The organism is Nocardia sp. XZ_19_385, assembly GCF_015355755.1.
Lineage (GTDB): Bacteria > Actinomycetota > Actinomycetes > Mycobacteriales > Mycobacteriaceae > Nocardia.
The window spans coordinates 2,017,152-2,036,992 of record NZ_JACVEE010000002.1; the positions used below are offsets into that span (position 1 = coordinate 2,017,152).

Below are 19,841 nucleotides of genomic sequence, written 5' to 3' on the forward strand. Positions count from 1 at the left end.
GTGGCATGTCGTTTCTCGGTCGGCCCAGCCGACCCGCCGGTGCGGGCGGTGATGACCCATGAGATCGGACACGCGATGCATGCCGTGGCCGGCGGCGCGCTCACCGAGGAGGCTTTCGATGCGGACTGGTCGGAGGCGCTGGAAGAGCTGGAAGCAGCCTGCCGTGCGGAGTTGGTGGCCACAATCGGCGCGGAGGCCGCAGATAATGGGTTCCCAACGTTCTTCCGGCTGTGGCTGAAAGTCCAGTTCACCGGCTATTGCTTCAGGGCCGATGGCAGCTCGAGCAGGAACGAAACCTATGCCGAGGCATACGCGGCGGTCCGGCGCAATCCCGCGACGGCGACTAAAGCGCAACAGATCCTCTACGCGAGGTTGCGTCGGAGTAAGTGGTTGTATCGAGGCCCATTGCCCGGTGCGACCGTCAGCGAAGCTCCCGAGGCGTTCACTCGGCCTTCGCAGGCGCCAGATGACGACGCCCGCCCGGAGGGGCGCCCCGCCACCGTTCACGAGAACGCGGATCCCGTCACGAAGGCACAGCTGAAGCTGACGAACGACGCGGCGAAATTGCTGGCCCAGGCCGGTTTCCGGGTCGAACAGAACCCGGATGCCCCCGGTTGGACGATGCCGGAATATCGGGTCGAGGGCCGGATTTTCGAGCACTATGCGCCACGGACAAACCTGATCGATTCGGTCATGGTCCGTTTGTCGGAGAAGGTAGGGAAAAGCCAGGCCGCCCGGTTCGTGGTCAACCTCTCCAACAGCACCATCACACCGGCCGAGCTGGCTGCGCGGCTGGGACGCGAACCCCGGGTGCCGGGTCTGATCGAGGTCATCGCCGTCAACCAGCAGGGCAGCCTGGTCCATGTCTATGCCGAGCCGAACCCGCCGCAGGCCGCGCCGGTGCCGACACGCGCCGGATCCGAGTCGGCGACAACAGGTTTCGGCATTCAGGATGCGGCGTCGCACGATCCGCGCACCGGTCGGATGGTTCCTCGTACCGGCGACCCGACTGCGGTCCCCGACGGTGGGCACGGGTTCATTCCGCCGGATAATGCTGCGCCACATCAGGATCCGACATCCGAACCGGATCCGACCTGGCGGCAGCGGCGCATGCAGGACGAGCTGGAGCTCGCCCGGATGCTCTACAACCGGCCGCAGAGCCGGGAGGCGGCGCTCGCGGTGCTGGATCGGCTGCGCGAAGTGCTGGTGGGGCTGCATCCCGATGCCACCCCGGCGCAGATCGACGCCGCGTTCTACGCGCACGAGAATCCGCTGTGGGGCGGGATGGTGCTGCCCTCGGTGTCGCTGGCGGAACTGCGCCGGGACGGCAATCTGCGGGAGCTGATGTCGGCCATCCTCAACGCGACCATCCGCAATGCCGAGCTGGACCACCCGGCGGGCACCACGATGAATGACGGCATCGCCAAGTTGCTCAACGAGCCGGGGTGGGAGCCGGGCAGTAACCGAATTCCCGGACTGGGTCCCGCCCGCGCGGCGGAACTCGGTTTGAACGTGGACGCGCTGGCGCAGATGCGGGCCCGGATCGTAGCGGCCAAGCCCGGCGAGGTCATCGTGGCCGAGGATTTGCGCAATGTCAGCTACCAGGTCGCGGACACCCCCGAGGTCCGCGAGCTGCTCGGCGAGTACGAGCGCAGCCGCGAGGACAACCCGCCCCGCACGAAGGAGGAGGCACTGCGCCGTCACCTCACGGTGCACGACTGGGCCCTGATGGGAATGCCGCTCTCGCAACGGGAATTGGAGGCGGTGCCCGACGATCTCGAGGCCCTTCGCAAGGACCGGTTGGATCCCGGCCGCGAACTACCGCGCGACGATCGCCGCCGGGTCGACATCAACGCTCTGGAAGCCCAGCTGAAGGCTGAGGATCCCAGTGTCCGCTATGCGCTTCCGCTATACCAGTACGGCCCGCGGGGGCGGGTACGTGACGCCGACGGAAACGCGGTGGTCGACGGTGTGCTGGTCTACCGTCTCGAGCGGGTGGTCGACGCCGCGACGGCACTGACTCTGGACCCCGACATCTACACCGTCCCGCTGCCCTGGCGGCCCGGTGTGGCGCTGGTGAATTTCGGAGCGGACCTGGAGTGGTTCCAGCAAGCCGCGGAAAGCGGCATGCCGGTGGCCGCCGGGGTTTCCGGGACCGCCACCCGGATGATGGTGCGCCTGGATTGGCTGCAACCGAGCGGCGTCTCGACCGCTGATTTCGTCGGTGCGGTAACGGCATTCATGCTTCCGCACCATCACTCGCTGTACGAGATCGTGCAGGGCATGCGGATGGCCGGCATCTCGATGGTCGACCCGGCGATCTTCCCCAGTGGCAGCGGCGATGTGGGCGCGCTGTACCGGGCGGCTGCCGAACAGTTCGGACTGCGTGCAGCACAGCAGGATTCGGCGCTCCCGATCGCCGACTGCGTGGACCGATCGCTGGGTGGAGTGGTCGCGGATCAGGGCGATGTCGCCGACCTGCCCGATCCGGCGACCAAGAGTCCGTTCGGGCGGGCCTGGAGCGCGGTCCGGTCGCTGCTGCGCGGTGCGCGTCCAGAGGGTTTCGATTCCGCCGGTCCGCATGGGGCGCACGCGAATCTGTTGCAGAACATGATCGATCGCGCGGGTCCGGGTGCGATCGCCTGGGTGCTGGACGAGCGCACCACGCCAGACGGGCGGACCGGGATCGGTGCGCACGCGTACGCGTTGAAGTACCTGGGCAACAACATATTCGAGGTCGACGGCCGGCAATTCGAATACCACGGCGGGCCCGATGCCGAGGCGCTGCTCGACCTGGTCAATGGTTCCCGCGCGGAAACCGCGGTCACCCGCGCGGTGGTGTGGCGCAACGGTGTGGTCGTCACCGGTGTCGGCGATCCCAACACTCCGCTGCCCGCCGATGACCTGCGGATCGGCAAAGATCCGTCGAATCATGATCCGGCCCAACCAGATTCGGATGTGTTCGAGGACGCGCCGCGAACCCACCGGATCCAACGCGTGCCGCAGGCGCCCGACCCGCTACTGGGTCCGCCGGTCATCGGCCCGTCCGCCGCCGCCGCTCACCCGGTATGGGCGCTGCTGGCCCGCACCGAGATCGGCCGCGAAGCCATGGAGGTCCTGCACAACGCCGGTGCACAGGTTCGGTTCGGTGATCGAGACGCCTTCAACGGACGCCTCCGTACGATCATGGTGAGTACCACCGAGCCCAGCAGGAATCCTCGCGATGACGACCCTGGCGACGTGAGCGATCAGGAAATTCCGCCGCCACGGGGTCTGATCAGCATCGCCGAAAAGGTGCTGGAGCAAGCGGCGCGCGTGCAGGCGATCGCGGCCGGGGCGGTGGAGACCGAGCCGATGCTGATCCAGCGGATGGAACGCGACGTCTTCGTGTCGCAGTGGATGCGTGCGGAGGCCACCGCGATCGGCTGGCGTAGCGAGTTCGATGAGCAGGTACGGGCCGGTTTCGCCCGCACCGATCAGCTCGGCGCCGACGAATTCGATACGGGCATCCAGGAAGCGCTGTTCGCTCACTACCGTGCCGCGTACAACGGTGCACTGGTGGCGCCGGACGCCGATGCCGCCAGCATTCGCCGGGAGGCCGGGGTCGAAGCTCTGCTGGCGATCGAGGACGCCGATATGCGCGCTGCCATCGAACACGAGTGGGAGAAACGGCAGCACAGCGCTGGTGCCATAGAGCTGTCCGTAGAGCAGGTTCGGGAACGGCAACGGCTGATGCGGGAGCACTTGGCGCTAGGCCGGGAGATCGAAGCCCTCGAGACGGTCTGGGAGCAGGTGTACAGCCGGATCACTCTGCCCGCCGACGGAGTCTGGGCGGCGCCTGCCACCAGCGATCTGGTCCGGCAGCTGCGCCACGCCGTGCGCGCGATCAACGGCGCCTACCAGGGTGTGACGCCCTTCAACTGGAGCCCGGCGCTGCGACAGCAGATGGGTGCGCTGACCGAGCTCACCGAGCTGTGGCAACAGGCACAGGCGCGCCGTGCGGCGATCGACCACGCCATCAGCGACATCAACGGCATGCCGCGCCAGCACATCGAGGTGCCGGAAGCTGATCTGCGGATCACCGATCGACAGGCGTTGCCCTCGCTGGATGATCTCGCGGCCGACCAAATGCGAACCGCTCGAGGGGGATTGGAGCAGACCGAGGCGGGTCGCGCTGCCCTCCGCACGCTGGAGCGACTGCAGGTGCGTGTGCGATTCAGCTTCGATCGGCCCGGTGCCACCGACGGCCGCCGCGACCTCCCGCGCACACTGGGCTATGACGCCACCACCAACACAATCGTGCTGCCGTTCAGCCTCGGCGGCCGGGTGCGGGCCGGTCAACTGGTCGCGGCGGCCTACCTCGCGGAGCAGGCGCAGTCGGGATCCAGTGACGCGCTGGCCGGGTTGACGCAATCGCGAGACGACTACGTGCAGGGGATGCTCGTTCAGCACGCCGAGGCCGCGGCCCGCCGGCTGCACCATCTGCGCGAGACGCCGAACCGGGCCCGCTATGCCGGCGACTCGCTGGAGCGCGTCTACAACGCCGCCTACGACCGGGCCGAAAACCTGCTGCGCAACGCCTACCAGGTGCAATCGAACTATGAGGGGCTCGGCAGCGAAGCGCACGTGCCGAACTCGGCGGTGCAGGCGGTGGCCTACCGGGCTGCCGTTCGGGCGGTCCGGGGGGGATTGGCCGAGCACGGACCGCTGCTCGAAGGTCTCGATCTGGAGAGCTTCTTCGCCGCGGAATGGGATCGCGCACATGGTATTTCGCCGGTGGAAGAGTCCGGTGTGGCAACTCCCGACGCCGCCGTGGCGGAGCCGGACAGCGCCGCCGCGATCCCCGAGGCGCTGCTGGACGCGCGTGCCCGGCAGTTCGTGGAAGACATCACCTGGCTGCGGGGGCTACGGGCCGCGGGCCGGTTCGTACCCAGCGGCCCAGCCGAAAAGGCTTATCTGGCGGCCGGTCCCGACGCCGACGTGGACGAGCGGGTCGACGCCGTGCGTGCCTACCTCGCCGAGACCGGCTTGCATGACGCCGAGATCGCCTTCGAACTGGCGAGCTCCGCGCACGACTATCTGAGCGCCCGGTTGCCCTGGGAGACCGGCCCCGCCCCGGACGCAGCAGTCGACCCACTCGACGCGGCTCTCGCGGCGGCCGAGGCCGGCCCGGTCGAGCCGACGGCGGCTCTCGACGACGCCACCTTCGGCCAGGCTATGGCTTTTGTCCTTGGCGACGCCGGAGGGAAACGGCTCTTCGAGACAGGGCCGTTCGCCGATCGCTTCGTCCTGCTCCGGGACCCTGTCGGCATCAGTAGGCCGTATCTACTGGTCCTGGCCGAACTCGGCGGGCATCTCGACATCTTGCACGAGCTGGAAATCGCACATCCTGAGTGGACCGGTGTGCTCTGGCGAGGAACGCACCATGTCGAATATTATTCGGTCACACAACGATCCGACGGCACGGTCGACGTCGTGGATCTGCGGCCGGAGCAGGCCGAGGGCATGTATCGCGCGGCGGGCTACGACGAGGTCGCGCCCCAGATGCTGGATCAATATCTGAACTATCGGCTGCGTAGTGAGACGGATCCGGAGTTCGACTTCGAGCTCGGAATTCAGCAATGGCTGGCCCAACTCGGGGAGTCCGCGTTCCTCGGCACCGGCGATACCAACGGCCGGCTGGTCCACGACTATCACTGGCTCGGCTTCCAGATGACCGAGTCTGATCCGTCGATTACCGAGCCCCATCCGGCCGCCGCCGCCCGCCGGCTGGTCACCCGGCAGGTGGCGCTGCCGATTCGCGAGTACGGCGAGACTTCCCGGCCGCCGGGCAGAATCGTTGAACAGATCTTGCCTATCGCGGCAGACCACTTCGTCCTGCGGCTGCAAGCCGACGGCGCGGGCGGCTGGCGGGTCGCCCCGCCCACCACCTCCGGACATCCCGCCGATGTGCTCGCGCGGTGGTTCGAAGGCACGGCGGGCACCGACCCGAAGGAATTGACCGAGCGGATCGCCCGGATTCTGCTGGACGGATCGGCCCCGTTGTCGCCGCACGTCACTCCCGGAATGATCCAGTCGCGCACGCCCCGGGCCGAGCTGGGCAGCGCGGCGTCCAGTGCCGATCCTGCGTCACCCAAGGCTGTCGAGCCCGATCGCGGCAGCACCGAGCCCGAGCGCCCGAGCCCCGAGCGGAAGGGCTTCTTCCGGCGCTTCACCGACCGCTTCGGGCGCTCGGCCGAACCGGCGCCGGGCCCGGACCCGAGCGCACTGAGCGGACAACAGGCCGGACCACCGCCGCCTTCGGCCCAGCCGCACGACGGTGGGTATCGCGATGCCTCCGCATACGGCACCGTCGACGGAGGCTCGAGTTTCACCACCCCCGATCTCGGTGTTCCGCAACAGGTGTCGCAGCCCGAAGACTGCGTCATGTTCACCATGCGCACCGGCAAGGAGAACGGGCTCGACGTCACCGTGCCGACCGAAGCCAAGCTTTCGGGCCGGACGGCGACCGAGGTGGAAGAGGAGTATGCGGGCGGCCGGATGGACCTCGTCGGTTCCCTGGACCGGATCTACGACCGCCTGATGAATCCCGGGGATCCGGCGACCTCGATGCTGGTCTTCGAGGAATTCTCGATCGGCGATATGGACGTCGCCCACATGACGATGTGGCAGCTGCGCAACGGCAAGGTCATGGTCAGCGATCTCAATGTCGACAATGGCGCCTGGCGGGAGTACGTGCCCGGTAGCGAGTCACTCGACGTGCACATGCGCTCCGCGATCGTCTACCTGGCCAACGGCAAACCGCTGTTGCCCACCGCCGTGTACGACGCCGACCCGGCCGCCCACCCGAATGCGCTCATCACCCACAACGAGGATGAGATCGCGAATGCCGAGACGCAGTCCGCGATCCCGACGCCTCCGGTCCCACACGAACCGACCCTGATCGACAGTGACTCCGCGGTCAGCGTCCCGGGCGCCACCGGACTCGGCACGCTCGCGCGCCAGCACATGCTCCGGGACAACTACCCGCCCGAGGCCTTCGACATCGAACAGGTCAACGACCCAGCCACCAAGGACACGGCTTTCGACAGCGTCTACGAGATCATCGACCGGGTCAGTGGCAAGGTCAAGCTCCTGGTCATCGCCGAAAAGGGCCCGGGCGAGGAACTGAAAGTCCGGGCCGGGGCGCAGGGGCTGCACTATCGGGAAGGCACCCGCGGCTATTTCGATGCCACGATCGAGGCAATGCGGAACTCCCAGTCCGAAGTCGACCGTAGGCTGGCCCGGCATCTCACCGACCCGGGATCCAGAACGATCGAATATGTGCTGGTGCGGGCGCAGGTCAGTCAGGTAACGGTGGACGGAGTCGGCACCCAGGAACTTCTCGACGCGTACGAAAGCCGGCAGTTCGACATCGATCAGCCGGTGGCGCATGCGCCGGTCGACCCGATGGCCCTGACCAGCGCCAATGTCGTCGCGCTCGACGACTACATCTCCACCAGCCACTACGCGATCAACACATACAACCTCGATAAGGGAAGTTTCACGCCGGAGGCCGCGAACGACCTCGAGGCTCGTTCCCTGGCGATTTCCGCAGCATTGGCGAAGCTGCCCCCACACCCCGGCATCGTGCTGCGCGGGGTTGATCTGTCGGACGAACAGCTGGCGAAGTATCGGCCGGGCGCAGTGGTGACCGAGCCATTCTTCGTCAGCACATCGATCAGCAGACCCAGCCTCGGAAACACCCGATTCGTCATCGAACACCGAACCGGGAAATACCTTGTACCGGTAGGGATGCCGCTGCTCGAGGACGAAGTGCTCTTCGACCGCAACACTCGTTTCGAGGTCGTCGGCCACCAGGTCATCGACGGTGTCGACCACATCAAGCTCCGGGAGGTGTGGGCGGATCAGCCCGGCAACGGGGTCGCCCGCTTCTACCTCAACAACGTCAGCGCCCATTACAACGACGCCGACTACGACGCCCTGGCCGCGCAGTTGCCCCGCATCCTGGCGCCCGGTGCGCACATCGAAACCCAATGGGACAGCAGCGGCCACATCCAGGGCGACCGCCTGCTACTCGCCATCAACCGGGTGCTGCCGCCCTCGGACGCCGCCGCCTTCCAGATCGCCGAGCAAAGCACCTCCCGCGGCGGCGCGGCCACCGATCGTATGGTGATCGTCTTTCGCCCGGCCAGGCCGGATTCCGCGGCCGAGACCCAGACCGCGATCCCGGTGCCTGGCACGCCCGTGATGCCCCACGAGCCGACCATGATCGACACCAGCGCGGTCGCCGAGGAGCAGAACGAGCAGGCACAAACGCTGCCCGGTGTCGCGCTGCCCGGTACTGCTGACGCCACGCCGGGTCAACAGCAATTCGTGTCGGGACCCACTGCGGAATCGAGTGATTCGAGCCAGGGCGGACCGAAGCCGTTGCCGCCAACCCAGATTCTGCCTACGACACCGGCGGATCCGACGGTGGTCCAAAACAGCGAGACTCCACAGTATTTCGACGAGGATGCATCGCTGCCGAAACTGTTCGTGCCGGATCCATCGACCGAAGGCCCGGAGGTCCTCGGCCCCGAGGAGACCGTCTTCGGCGGGGAACCGGAGTACCTCGACAGTTCTCTTACCGCGTCCCCAGCGGACAGCGTGCTGCCCATCGCCCCCGAAACCCTTTCCGGCTTCGGCGAATTCCATGGCAGCGCCCGCCTCGCGAACGAGGGCACGCTGACGCCGAAGACCGCCCGGCAGCTGGTGGAGAAGATGCTCCGCCCGATCATGCCCGCGCAGACCGCCTGGCATCGTGACAACCACGAGTTCCTGTTGCCGACCGGCGGCCGGGTCCAGTTCCGGGTCGGCACGGTCCCGGACAATGCGATCGGCGGCTTCTACCTGCGCCCGGACGGCGTCATCGAGATGACCCTGTCCGAGGGTCTGCGCAACCGGGATATCCCGCGTGCCGCGGCCGTGCTGCTCACCCGGATCCGGGAGGTCACCGACCCGACGTTCCGGCATCCGAACCCGCGCTTCGCCGAACTGAAAGTCCTTGCCACCCAGCTCGATCAGGCGATCTTCGATCCGTCACGCAGCAAGCTGATCGCCGGTATCCGCCAGGATCTGCGCGACGTGCTCGGCGACCTGGGCCTGATCGCGCAGCCCGGCGGCCCGGCCTCGCGGGCGCTGGCCGCACACGATCCGCAACTGGCCCGCCGCATCGGACTGGAGTATGGCGGCACCCTGCGCGACCGCCCGGTCTTCGGCACGGCGCTGACCGACCCCGTGTTCGACGATGCCGCGTACCGGCACCTGAGCGCGCTCGCGCTGCAGGTGACGGGTGAGCACGCCGCCGATGTGCTGATGGCCGAGGGCCTCGCGCTCAATGCCAGGATGCGCGAGGAGCAGTGCCGCCGCCTGTTCGATCCGATCTTCTCCGCCGCGGCGGCCAGCACCGTCCGCAAGCAACTGGAAGACGCGAAGGTGCTCAGCGGCGACGAATTCGTCGCAGCGCTGGACCCGATCTCGCGCGCCTTCAACGACCCGATGCCGCACGCCGAGCGGCTGGTCGCGCTGGAACGCGCGATTCAGGCCGTGCGGGAAACTCCCGGCCCGATCCAGCAGATCTTCGCCGAGATCGACTTCGCCGAGATACGCCATGCCGCACACACTTACGCCGCGCTGCCGGAACGTACCGGCGGCCTGCTGAACCGCGCCACCGGCCAGGTGTACTTCCCGAACCTCGCCCCCATCCGGGGCGACGCGAACATGTCGCTGGTCGAGTTCTTCCACGCCGTCGACCGCGCCAACCGCGGCGCCGAAGCCTACGGACTGAACCTCGAATACATGGTGGTCATCCACGAGGCCGCGAACGGGTATGCCAGCGTCGATCTACTGTCCCGGCCCCGCCCGCAGTACCGCCTGCCGGCCCAGCAGAACCATCCGGTGCTGTACGAGCCGCGGCCGTCGGTGCCCGCCGCGGTCGATGGTGGGCACACCGTGGAAGTGGGCGTCGGCCGCGGCGGGTTCGTCGTCGAATTGGTCCCGGCCGCGGACACTTCCGGCGGCGGCCTGATCCTGCAGACCGAACTGCCCGGGAACTACGCCGCCGCCGGCCAGCGCCGCCGCAACCTCGGCGCGGTCGACGCCGGCCCGATGACCCGACCCGGCGCCCTCATGGTCTTCGCGGATCTGCTGCTGCAGGGCGAAATCCTGAACCTCGGCGGCAACGGCGGCGTCGCCCGCTACGTCATCAACAACGTCAGCGCGCACTACGGGCAGGCCGACTACGACACTCTCGCCCGCCAACTGCCCCGCACCCTGGCGCCCGGCGCGCACATCGAAATCCGGTGGGACACCAAGTCGGAGCTGAAGGTCGGCGGCACCCCCGGCGACCGCGGCCACATTCAGGGCGACCGCCTCATGCTGGCGATCAATCGGGTGCTGCCGCCCTCGCTGGCCGCGGCCTTCGAGGAGGCCGAGCACACGGTGTTCCGGGGCGATGGCAGCGACGAGTACTTGTTCACCATCGACGCCTCGGTCAGCAACGACGTCAATCCCGATGCCATGGACAGGTACTCACCGCCGCAGCCCACCGACCGTATGGTGATCAGGTACCGGCCGGACCGCCGTCCGGTCGGCGCGAACCCGGCAGGAGGTGCACGGTAATGGCGGAGATCGAAGGCGTCCGCCCCTGGCTGGACCGCGCCGCCGACTTCCTGCGCACCCAGCTGCAGTGGTTCGCGACCCAGGTCGTTCCGGGCGCGACGGCTCATGTCGTCATCCCGGCCGACCCCACCCAGGTCGACTGGCAGGACCCGCCTCGCTACCGCTTCGAGGCCCTGGCCAACCTCACCGGCCCGCCCGATCCGCACCGCATCGACCGCGCCGCCAACGCGCTACACGCCTCTGGCTGGACGGTCCAAGTGCTGCGTGACCCGCACTTCCCGACGGTCGTCACCGTTCGCGGCGAACGCGAGAGCTACGTCCTGCAAGCGCGTTTCGAAGAGGGTTACCCCGGCATCGTTCTGCTCGGCGAAACCCCCAACATCCCCCTCTACAAAGAGGAACCGCTCCCACCCGCACCCCCTTCCGTCACCCCGGAAACGCTCAGCGACGACGCTGTCCTCTGCTACGAATGCGACGGCCGCGGCCGCTGCCCCACCTGCCGCGGCCTCGGCTGGACCAAGGGCGGCCCCACCGGCCGCCACCGCTGCCGCACCTGCCTGGGCTCCCGGTTCTGCCCGATCTGCGGGGGAGCGGGCGAGCTCCGCATCACCGAACTGTCCGAGATCGACCGCGCCCGCTATCCGCAAATTCCCTAACCGTTTCTTAGCACTTTCCTTGGTGGACACCATGTTCCGATATCAACGGACGAGCGATAATGACCGCACGCTTGGATTCGTTGTGCGGCTTGCGCATACGGGCTGGGTCGAGATGTTGCGCGGTCTGATCCATGACAAGATGGATGCGAGTTCGCCGACAGGCGAACGTGACAGTCCCGGAGTTTCGGAGATAGTCAGGAGAACGAGTCATGCCCCCTAGGGACCCAGACGAGTACGGCGGCGGGACCCCGGGCCCCCCGGAGCTGGAGCTACCCGGAAACCCCTGGCCGGACATCGCGAAACGTTCGGGTGACAAGGGCTGGCTCAAGTTCAAGCCGGAGGCGGCAGCCGATCTGGGGCAGGCGATCTCGAATTTCCAATGGAATTTGTTCTCCCTGCGGGGCAATGCCACATCGGTCAGTTCGGTGCCCAACCTGGCTGTGGATCAGATCTCCTCGGGCTCCTCGCTCGCCAAAGCGTTCGGCAAACAGGGCGAGTACATGTATCAAATCCTCGGTGCGCACCACAAGATCCTCGATGACATGCTCGACTCTGTCATCGCGGCGGGCAAGAACATGGTCAGCGCCGAGGAGGGGAACGTCGAGGAGCTCAACAAGAAGCTGAACGAGATCAAGTCCGAACTCAAAGGTTCGACATACCAGGATGGCAAGGCTCCCGGCCGCTCCTCCGAGGATCGCCACGGTAGTCACACTGATAAAAGCAAACAGTGGCAGGGGCGCGCACAAAAAAAGAATGACGATGGAAACCCTATCTATGTAAGCAACCAAGCGGGGCGATCTGACAAGGGCAATTTCGATATCAAGGATAATCGAAAGGAGCCCGATATCAAGTCGGGGACGTTCTCGGCCGGCGTCAGTGAAATGCAATATTATGACTGGGACACGCTGTACAAGAATAAGCTTTACTTGGACAGCGGTGTCGTTGCCGACATGATCGCCGACGACGCCGCTGAATGGAAACATATGGGCGAGAAGCTCCGAGAGTGGACCTCGACCTTCGGCAACAAGATCAATGACGTGCTGAATCCGGCTGCGGCGGACGGTAAGATCTGGGAGGGCGAAGGCGCGGCGGCGATGAAAGCCGCACTCGAAAAATACCGCCTAGCCATCGATCCGCTGGCGGGGGCGGCCGAGCAGCAAAAAATCCTGCTCGAGCACATGTCGGGTGTCCTGGTCGATACGAAATCTTGGCTCCGGCCTTACTCGAAGGAGGAAGAGGACCCACGCTACTACTTGAGCGACCACCAGCACGTGTTCGGCCAGACCTACGTGCGTGGTGTCAACTTCGTGTCCGGGAAGATGCCGAAACTGCCTTCCCCGACCGAAGCGTTCAACGGCGTTCCCCCGATCTACGACCCCCGGGACAAGAACAAAGACGGCAAGATCGGCGACGACGAGAAGATCCCCGGGGACAAGAACAACGACGGCAAGGTCGACGAGAACGAACAGAAAGAGCTGGCGGAGCAGAAGGCAAAGGAGAACCCCGGCGGCGGCCCTCCAGGCGGCACTCCCGGCGGCAAACCGGGCGGCAAACCCGGTGGCACGCCCCCCGGCCTGACAGCGGCACAGAAGAAGGCGCAGGCAGACGCGGAGAAGCAGGCCAAGAAGATCGCGGACCTGAACGAGAAGCGCATCAAGGACGGCATCAAAGCCGACAAGGATGCCCGCGAGGCCGCCGAGAAGCGTGCGAAGGAACAGGACGATCGCGCCAAGGAGATAGCGGCCGCGAACGAACAGCGCGCCAAGGATGCGGCCAAGAAGCAGGAAGCCGCGCAGAAGGAAGCATCGGATCGGGCCAAGCAGCAGGCCACCGCGGCTGCCGCGAAGGAGGGCATGCAGGCAGCGCAGCAAGCCGCCCAGCAAGGTATGGAGGCGGCGCAAAAGGCTGTGCAGGAAGCGCTTGCGGCCGGGCAGAAGGGCGCGAGCGAGGCCATGTCCGCTGCCCAGCAGGCCGCCCAGAATGCGATGTCGGGTCTGCAGAACTCCGGCCTCCCCATCAAACCGGGCGACCTGGCAGCCAAGCTCGGTGGCCCCGGACCCGGCCCCAGTTCTCTGGCAAAGGGATTGGGTTTGACCGAAGCGGCCAAATTGTTCCCGCGCGCGGGTGCGGCGACGGCGGCGGGGACCGGTCTGGGCGCACTCGGCCGGGCCGGGGCGGCCTCGCCGATGGCCGGCGGCACCCCCGGTTCACCCGGTTCGCCCGGCGCGGCCGGTCGTGGCGCCGAGGGCGCCAACCAGGCCCACAAGCGTCCCGCCTACCTCGATTCCGACGCACATCTGGACGAATTGCTGGGCGAGGCGCCGAAGGTCGTCCGCCCGGTGGTCGAACAGTGAGCCGCACTTGGGAATTCACCGATACCGAGTTCATGGCGCTGTGGTCACGGATCGAGGGCACGCTGCTCCCACGTCCGTTCACCTATGTCACCGACATGCAGTCGGGCGATGAGTTCGAGCGCGCCCTGTACCTCGTTCGCGAACGATGGCGGGGCAAGGAGGATCGGTTCCTGGATCAGCTCACCGAGGCGGTGCTGCAGCCGGATATCGCGTTGCAAGTGCGTGGATTCGACGAGCGGGAGTACGAGCGCGCGGAGGGCTGGGTGCGGGTGCTCGCTGTCCGGCGCGACGACCGCGGCTATGTGCTGAAGCAGGTGACCGGCAGGACTTTTGAGCGTGCTGCCGGCTACACGGTGACCGAATGCGATCCGCTGGCGTTGGCGGACCGGGTGGTGGCCGAACTGCCGAAGGTGAAGGCCGGCAAGCAGGGCAGTATCAAGCTCCCGGTGCCCAAGGGCGAGGAGATGGTGGACACCAGCAGCTCCGGATTGTGGGACGACCCATACCACGACGGCAACCCGGTTTCCGGCGATCGGTTCCTGAATACGGTCGCCGCGTCCCGCGGATCGGTGCTGGCCATCCAGGGCCGTTCGGTCTACGGGCCGCGCGGCCGGATCCAGCGGGAGATCAAATGGCGGGATCTGCCCGACGACGGCCGATACATCATCGGCTCGGATCTGCCACCGGTCGCTCAGCCCGCCGACGAGAAGACGTTCGTCGTCGCGATAAATAGGGAGATCGCGAAAATCGTCCAGACCATCAGGGATGAGCGAGTCTCGCACCGAAACGGTGTGTGAAGAGAACCTTCGGTGCCGCTAATTCGCTAGCGCCGCACACCTATCGATGCGATTCTGTGCGGTGGTAGCCGGGGGGCGCACCGAGGTGCGCGGGAAGGAGCTCTACCGATGGTCGACACACCACCATCCTGGGACGCACTCGCCAAGAGCGAAAACCTGACGCTCGAAACGGGTCTGGCGACGAATCTGGCGACAGCGACCGGTGAGCTGCTCGCCCGGGTGCTCGCGGTGAAGTCTACGGTGGAGGAGAATCTGCCCAAGCTGGAGCCGTTCGTGCCGAAGCTGTCGGGCGCCGACCTGGCGAACGCGATGAACGGTCGCGGCGACCGGATCAAGGAGCTGCTCGGCGCGCACGTCGCCGTGCTCGAGGATATGCGGGCCACGTTCATCAACGCCGGCAAGGTGCTGACCGGGGCCGACACGGATTCGGCGTACGAGCTCAATGTGCTCAACGCGAACCGGGACAGCTTGGCCTCCTACGGTTCTCAGCAACTCGAGTACGACATGACCAGCTACGAGCTGTTCGCCCCCGATATCTACGACGAATTCGCGTTCTGGGAGCGGGTGAAGAATACGAGCAAGCCCGACGACCTGTTGAAGCTGCTCCCGCCGACCTCGCGCTACACCCAGGGTGGCGTGAAGTTCGAGCCGGCCAGCCTCACCCAGGACTACTACGGCATGTACTTCGGTGCCGAAGAACTGTTCAAGATGCGCGCGGACGGCTACCAGAACACTCCGATCGAGGACGCCGCCAAACTCTGGAGCTGGACCGGCAACACCCTGGCCCGGGAGTCGCAGGCCTTGTTCACGCTGATGAACGGCCTCGACGGCAAATGGGAGGGCGACGGCCGCCAAGCCGCCGACGCGGCCACCGGCGCCTACATCGGCTCCACGGTCGCGCTGGCGAACGAGACGGTGTCGATGAGCGACGGCCTGGTCAACGTGGCGGGCTGGCGCTACATCCTCGCGCACCGCCTGACCGACGCGGGCTGCTACGACGAGATCTCGGGCAAGAGCTACACCCAGCTGGCGGAGATCGTCGAGGACGCACGCGCGGTGATCGACGCGATTTATGTGCCGTCCGTGCAGGCTTCGGCCGCCGCGATTCCCGCGCTCACCACGCCGGAGTTCAAGCAGGACGATCCGCCGCGGCCGCCCGGCGATCCGACGTCGCCGGCCGGTCCGGGGGCGAACCGGGGATCTCCGCTGGGTGGCCTCCAGGCGCCACGGCCGGGGCTGCCGACGACGCCGGTCGCCGATCCGTCCGCCGCTGCCACGCCGTCGTCGTCGTCGAACAGCAGTGGAAATCCGCTGAGCTCCCTGTCCGGACTGGCCGAGCAGGCCGCCTCGGCGCTGCAGTCACCGTCGAGCACCAGCCCGGCATCGTCGCCGTCGAGCTCCAACAGCCCGGCCATGATGGCCGCGAGCACACAGCCCACCGGAACCGGCTCCGGCGCAGCCGGATCCGGTCTCGGCGCCGCGAAGGGCGCGGCGAGCCTGGCCAAGGAGGCGAACAAGCCGACCGCCGGATTCCCCCGTGCGGGCGCCATGAGCCAGGCCCCGCTGGCCGCTACCGCAGCTCGGGCGGCCGCCGCCTCGACCTCGGCCATGCCAGGTTCGCCCGGGGCGGCGGGCGCCGCGGGCCGCAATGCCGGTGGCGAGGAGAAGGCGCGCAAGACGCCGTCCTGCCTCATCTCGGAAGAGGCCCTGAATGCGGCGATGGGAGCCCCGCAGGTGGTGTCCCGGCCCACGGTCGACGAGTGAGCCACCCGCAAGTGGCCGCCAGGACTTGGCATTTCACCGACCTGGAGTTCGTGGTCGCGTGGGAGCCGATGAAGAACCGCTCGGTACCGAGCCCGTTCATCGTCACCAGCCGGATCCCCGACTTCGACGAATTCCGGCGCCGCAAGGCCGAAGTCCGAGCTCGGCAGCAGACCGAGCTCGACGAGGATGTGCGCGGGTTGCTGGATACCCTGGCACGTCCCGACCTTCGGGTGCTGGTCACCGGCACCGAGGCGGCGGATCCGGCGGACCCGGGCGGTGTGGTCCGGATGCTGGCCGCCCGTCGCGGTGACAAAGGCTGTCTCGCCACCCAGCTGCCCGGCGAAACACTCTGGCACGCGCGTGGTTTCACGCTCACGGCATGTGACGCACTGGCTCTGGGGCGAGTGGTCGCCGAGGCGCTGCCGCAGCGCCGGCCAGGGCAGCTGGGGCGCATCGTGCTGCCGGTGCCCAAGGCCGATATGGACTACTCGCCGCGCCGCGGTCGCACGCAGGAACTGACCGAGGACCGCACCCGGGAATACGCCGAACGCTTTAACCAGACTGCCGTAGTCGGTTCGGGGAGCATCGAAATCACCCAGGGCAGTTCGCTTTTCGGCCCACGCGGTATGGTCCGTCGCTGGATCCGCTGGCGTGATCTGGAAGGCGACGGCCGCTACGCGACGGCCGAGCACGATCCGTCGGTAGCCGTAGCGGCGGATCCGGCTCGCCTCACGGCCCTGATCAATACCGAGATCGCCGAGGTGATCCGGGTGATCAAGGACGAGCGCGCATGACGCGCGCCCCGGCACCTACACTGAGCAACGAGTGATGAAGGGTTGATGTGATGTCCACAGCGGCGAACATCAGTGGCACCATCTCGGTGAAGACCACCGAACAGGGTCTGCCACTGGCTATTTCGGTCGAGCCGGGCGAATTGCGACGGGACCCGACCGAGCTCGCGAATCAGATCCTGCGGTTGTGCCGGCAGGCGGCGAACCGGGCCGGGCTGGCGCGCCGGGAGCAGTTGCAGGAGGCGGGGCTGAGCAGTCAGGCACTCGCGCTGACCGGGCTGCCGAAGCCGGAAGACGTCGCGGCGCAGGAGTGGGTCGAGGAAGAAGAGTACGAGGAAGAGCCGCAGAGCTGGTTGAGGGACGCCTGATATGAGTACGAATCCCGTGATGGACGAGATCGAGGCGCGGGCGCATCGGGCGCTGAACCGGCTGCGCGATCTCGGTGACGATATGGCGAAGGTCCGCGGCCAGGAGAGCGCGGCGGACGGTGCGGTCACCGTCGAGGTGGATGGCAATGGGGCCTTGGTGGACTTGCGATTTACCAGTGCGGTATCGCGAATGTCACCCAGTGAATTCGAGCAGGCCGTGGTTTCGGCCGCGCAGCGGGCGGCGGCCGCCGCGATGGGGCGAATGGGCGAGCTGATTACCGAGTTCAACGAGGAATCCGCAGCTCAGGCCTAGTGCGACACCAAAGATTTACTCTCCCTTAAGAGATTCGACCCGAATATTCACTGCGCGACACATCACATGATCCGGTAGATTCGATTCAGTTCCCAATCGTTTTCTCGCAGAGGGTGTTTCCGATGCCTCACGGTACAGACATGAATCCCTGGCCTCATGTAGCCGCCGAGCCTGAGGCGATTCGGGCCTATGCGGATACCTGCGCCGGCATGGCCGCCAGCGTCGCCACGGCCGGCTCGGTGAATCAGGCCGCCACCATGGCCGCCGCCATTCCGGTATTCGGTTTGATCGGCCAGGATTTCCTCGCCTCCTTCGCGGTCGCGCAGGCCAATCACCTCACCTCGGTCGCCGAGCTCGCCTACGTGCACGGCATGACCGCGGTCACCTGTCAGCAGGCGGCCACCGAGTACCAAGCGACAGACGCGCTTTCGGGCGCCGACATCGATGTGGTCGGTAGATCCTGATGACGGACCTGGTCGATCAGTCGGTAATGGGCATGCTGCGCGAAAGCGCGCTGGGCCCGATGCTGGACCGGCCGGTGAACGACGTCCTCAAGGACATGGGCCTGCCGCAGCTGCCCGAAATCCCGCTGCTGCCACCGATGCCCGGGTTGCCGCCGCTGCCGGTGATCGACCTGTCCTTGCTGGCCAAGCCGCTGACCGATCTGGCCGCCACCTTCGGCACCGGCCAATTCCCCGCTCCCGCAGCTGCTGCCGCGCCCGCGGCCGACGGTGAACCGGCGGCGGCACAACCGTCCACCGCGCCCGTCGTCGACCCGACCGAGGTGCTGTCCCAGGTCTCCAGCGTGGTCTCGACCGCGGTGCAGCTGGGCAGCACCGCGCTCACCATGGCGATGCAGCTGTGGCAGAGCCAGGCCGCCGCCGAGGCCGCGGACAAGGGCAAAGAGGCACAGAAAGACGGCGGCAAGATCGCCACCCAGGCCGCGCAGGAATCGGCCGGCGTCGCCGCCGCCGCGGGCTCGGTCTTCACCGGTGGCGCCCTGATGGCCGGTGTCATCGCCAAATACATGGCGCAGGTCGCGGCTGCCGCGCCGTTCCTGTCGCTGCCGGGCGGACAGGCCTTCCTGGTCGCCGCCACCATCGAGACGATGGCCGAGGCCACCGCGGTGGTCGCCAAGACCCGTACCGAAGTGGCCGCGCACAGCGCGGAAATGACGGCGACGGGCCAGAAGGTGCCGGTCACCGACGCGCCCAAGGGCATGGACCAGATGCAGATGCTCTCGCAGCTGATGCAGATGATCCCCACCCTGACCTCCGCGGTCACCCAGGGCATGCAATCGGCCGTCTCCCTGCACAAGACGCTGAGCCCGGCCTCCGCCACGGACCTGTCCAAAGAGAAGGACAAGCTGAACAAGCCGGAGCTGGAGAAGAGCAGCGTGGCGAAGTCCGGAGCGGGCGGCGGCGGTGGCGGTCTGGGCGGTGGCTTGGGCGCGGCCGCGGCGGCGCGACAGCTCACCCCGTGGGTCGACGGACGGACCGCGGGCAATTTGGGCGCGGCAGGTACGAACGGCGCGGGCAATCCGGCCTCGGCGATGCAGCCCGGCGCCAGCTCGGCCGCACGCAGCGCCACCACCACGGGCGCGAGTTCGCCCGGCATGATGCCGATGTCGCCGATGGCGGCCGGCATGGGCCGCGGCGCCGAAGAGGCCTCGGCCGGCATGCGCGACGAACTGGTATCCGCGTCGCACGGCAACGAGGTCGTGGGCGATATCGAAGGCGTCTCGCTGCCCGTGGTCGGGGCGGCCGCCGCCGATGGACTCAACGAACCGCCGGACCAGGCACTCACCCTCTGATAGGAGGACGTCATGGAATTCGATCGCGCCGGGGCAGTCAAGTCCGCCACCGCATTGGACGCTCTCGCAGACCGGCTGGAAGCCGACCTGAAGGCCAACACTCCCGCTCTGGCCGTGGAAGCCGCAGGCCTGGACGAGGTTTCGCAGCGTGCTGCCGAGACCTTGCGCGGCGTGGCCACCTCCTATGACGAAGCCGCGACCGCGGGCATTCTCGAGCTACGCAAGCTGGCGGCGGCACTGCGTTCGCAGTCGCAGTCGCTAGTGGTGATGGACACCGAGAACGCCGCTGGTCTCGGGGCGTCGGTCTAGCGCGAAGGCGGACG

General features: G+C 67.2%; 11 protein-coding genes (1 of these 11 only partly in view). All 11 read left to right on the top strand.

The window, feature by feature from the left end:
* Positions 1-10,662, top strand: the final stretch of a protein-coding gene (locus tag IBX22_RS21825; protein WP_194817354.1) for a sigma-70 family RNA polymerase sigma factor. 48,762 nt of this gene lie to the left of the window's left edge; only the last 10,662 of its 59,424 coding nucleotides appear in the window; its start codon lies beyond the left edge, outside the window; its stop codon occupies positions 10,660-10,662.
* A complete protein-coding gene (locus tag IBX22_RS21830; RefSeq protein WP_194817355.1) occupies positions 10,662-11,318 on the top strand; it encodes a hypothetical protein in 657 nt (218 codons plus the stop codon). Before IBX22_RS21825 ends, IBX22_RS21830 begins: the two co-directional genes overlap by 1 nt.
* 209 nt (positions 11,319-11,527) lie before the next feature.
* Entirely contained in the window at positions 11,528-13,672 is a 2,145-nt protein-coding gene (locus IBX22_RS21835; protein WP_194817356.1) for a hypothetical protein, read from the top strand.
* Complete coding sequence (locus IBX22_RS21840) at positions 13,669-14,469, top strand: ESX secretion-associated protein EspG (RefSeq protein ID WP_194817357.1); 801 nt, start codon at positions 13,669-13,671, stop codon at positions 14,467-14,469. Before IBX22_RS21835 ends, IBX22_RS21840 begins: the two co-directional genes overlap by 4 nt.
* Before the next feature lie 108 nt (positions 14,470-14,577).
* Positions 14,578-16,233, top strand: coding sequence for a hypothetical protein (locus tag IBX22_RS21845; protein ID WP_194817358.1), 1,656 nt, complete (start codon positions 14,578-14,580; stop codon positions 16,231-16,233).
* Entirely contained in the window at positions 16,230-17,027 is a 798-nt protein-coding gene (locus tag IBX22_RS21850) for an ESX secretion-associated protein EspG (protein ID WP_194817359.1), read from the top strand. Before IBX22_RS21845 ends, IBX22_RS21850 begins: the two co-directional genes overlap by 4 nt.
* Before the next feature lie 50 nt (positions 17,028-17,077).
* A complete protein-coding gene (locus IBX22_RS21855; RefSeq protein WP_194817360.1) occupies positions 17,078-17,392 on the top strand; it encodes a hypothetical protein in 315 nt (104 codons plus the stop codon).
* A 1-nt stretch (position 17,393) separates the two neighbouring features.
* Positions 17,394-17,705: a YbaB/EbfC family nucleoid-associated protein gene (locus IBX22_RS21860; protein ID WP_228538914.1), complete on the top strand. Its 312-nt coding sequence runs from the start codon at positions 17,394-17,396 to the stop codon at positions 17,703-17,705.
* Between the two features lie 140 nt (positions 17,706-17,845).
* Entirely contained in the window at positions 17,846-18,169 is a 324-nt protein-coding gene (locus IBX22_RS21865; protein WP_194817361.1) for a type VII secretion target, read from the top strand.
* Positions 18,169-19,518, top strand: a complete 1,350-nt coding sequence (locus tag IBX22_RS21870) for a hypothetical protein (protein WP_194817362.1) — start codon at positions 18,169-18,171, stop codon at positions 19,516-19,518. Before IBX22_RS21865 ends, IBX22_RS21870 begins: the two co-directional genes overlap by 1 nt.
* A 12-nt stretch (positions 19,519-19,530) precedes the next feature.
* Positions 19,531-19,827: a PE family protein gene (locus IBX22_RS21875; protein WP_194817363.1), complete on the top strand. Its 297-nt coding sequence runs from the start codon at positions 19,531-19,533 to the stop codon at positions 19,825-19,827.
* Positions 19,828-19,841 lie beyond the last annotated feature (14 nt).

Excerpts from the sequence above, each read along its gene's own strand:
- IBX22_RS21830 (WP_194817355.1), top strand. The coding sequence starts at position 10,662 with ATGGCGGAGATCGAAGGCGTCCGCCCCTGGCTGGACCGCGCCGCCGAC.
- IBX22_RS21835 (WP_194817356.1), top strand. The coding sequence starts at position 11,528 with ATGCCCCCTAGGGACCCAGACGAGTACGGCGGCGGGACCCCGGGCCCC.
- IBX22_RS21845 (WP_194817358.1), top strand. The coding sequence starts at position 14,578 with ATGGTCGACACACCACCATCCTGGGACGCACTCGCCAAGAGCGAAAAC.
- IBX22_RS21855 (WP_194817360.1), top strand. The coding sequence starts at position 17,078 with ATGTCCACAGCGGCGAACATCAGTGGCACCATCTCGGTGAAGACCACC.
- IBX22_RS21860 (WP_228538914.1), top strand. The coding sequence starts at position 17,394 with ATGAGTACGAATCCCGTGATGGACGAGATCGAGGCGCGGGCGCATCGG.
- IBX22_RS21865 (WP_194817361.1), top strand. The coding sequence starts at position 17,846 with ATGAATCCCTGGCCTCATGTAGCCGCCGAGCCTGAGGCGATTCGGGCC.
- IBX22_RS21870 (WP_194817362.1), top strand. The coding sequence starts at position 18,169 with ATGACGGACCTGGTCGATCAGTCGGTAATGGGCATGCTGCGCGAAAGC.
- IBX22_RS21875 (WP_194817363.1), top strand. The coding sequence starts at position 19,531 with ATGGAATTCGATCGCGCCGGGGCAGTCAAGTCCGCCACCGCATTGGAC.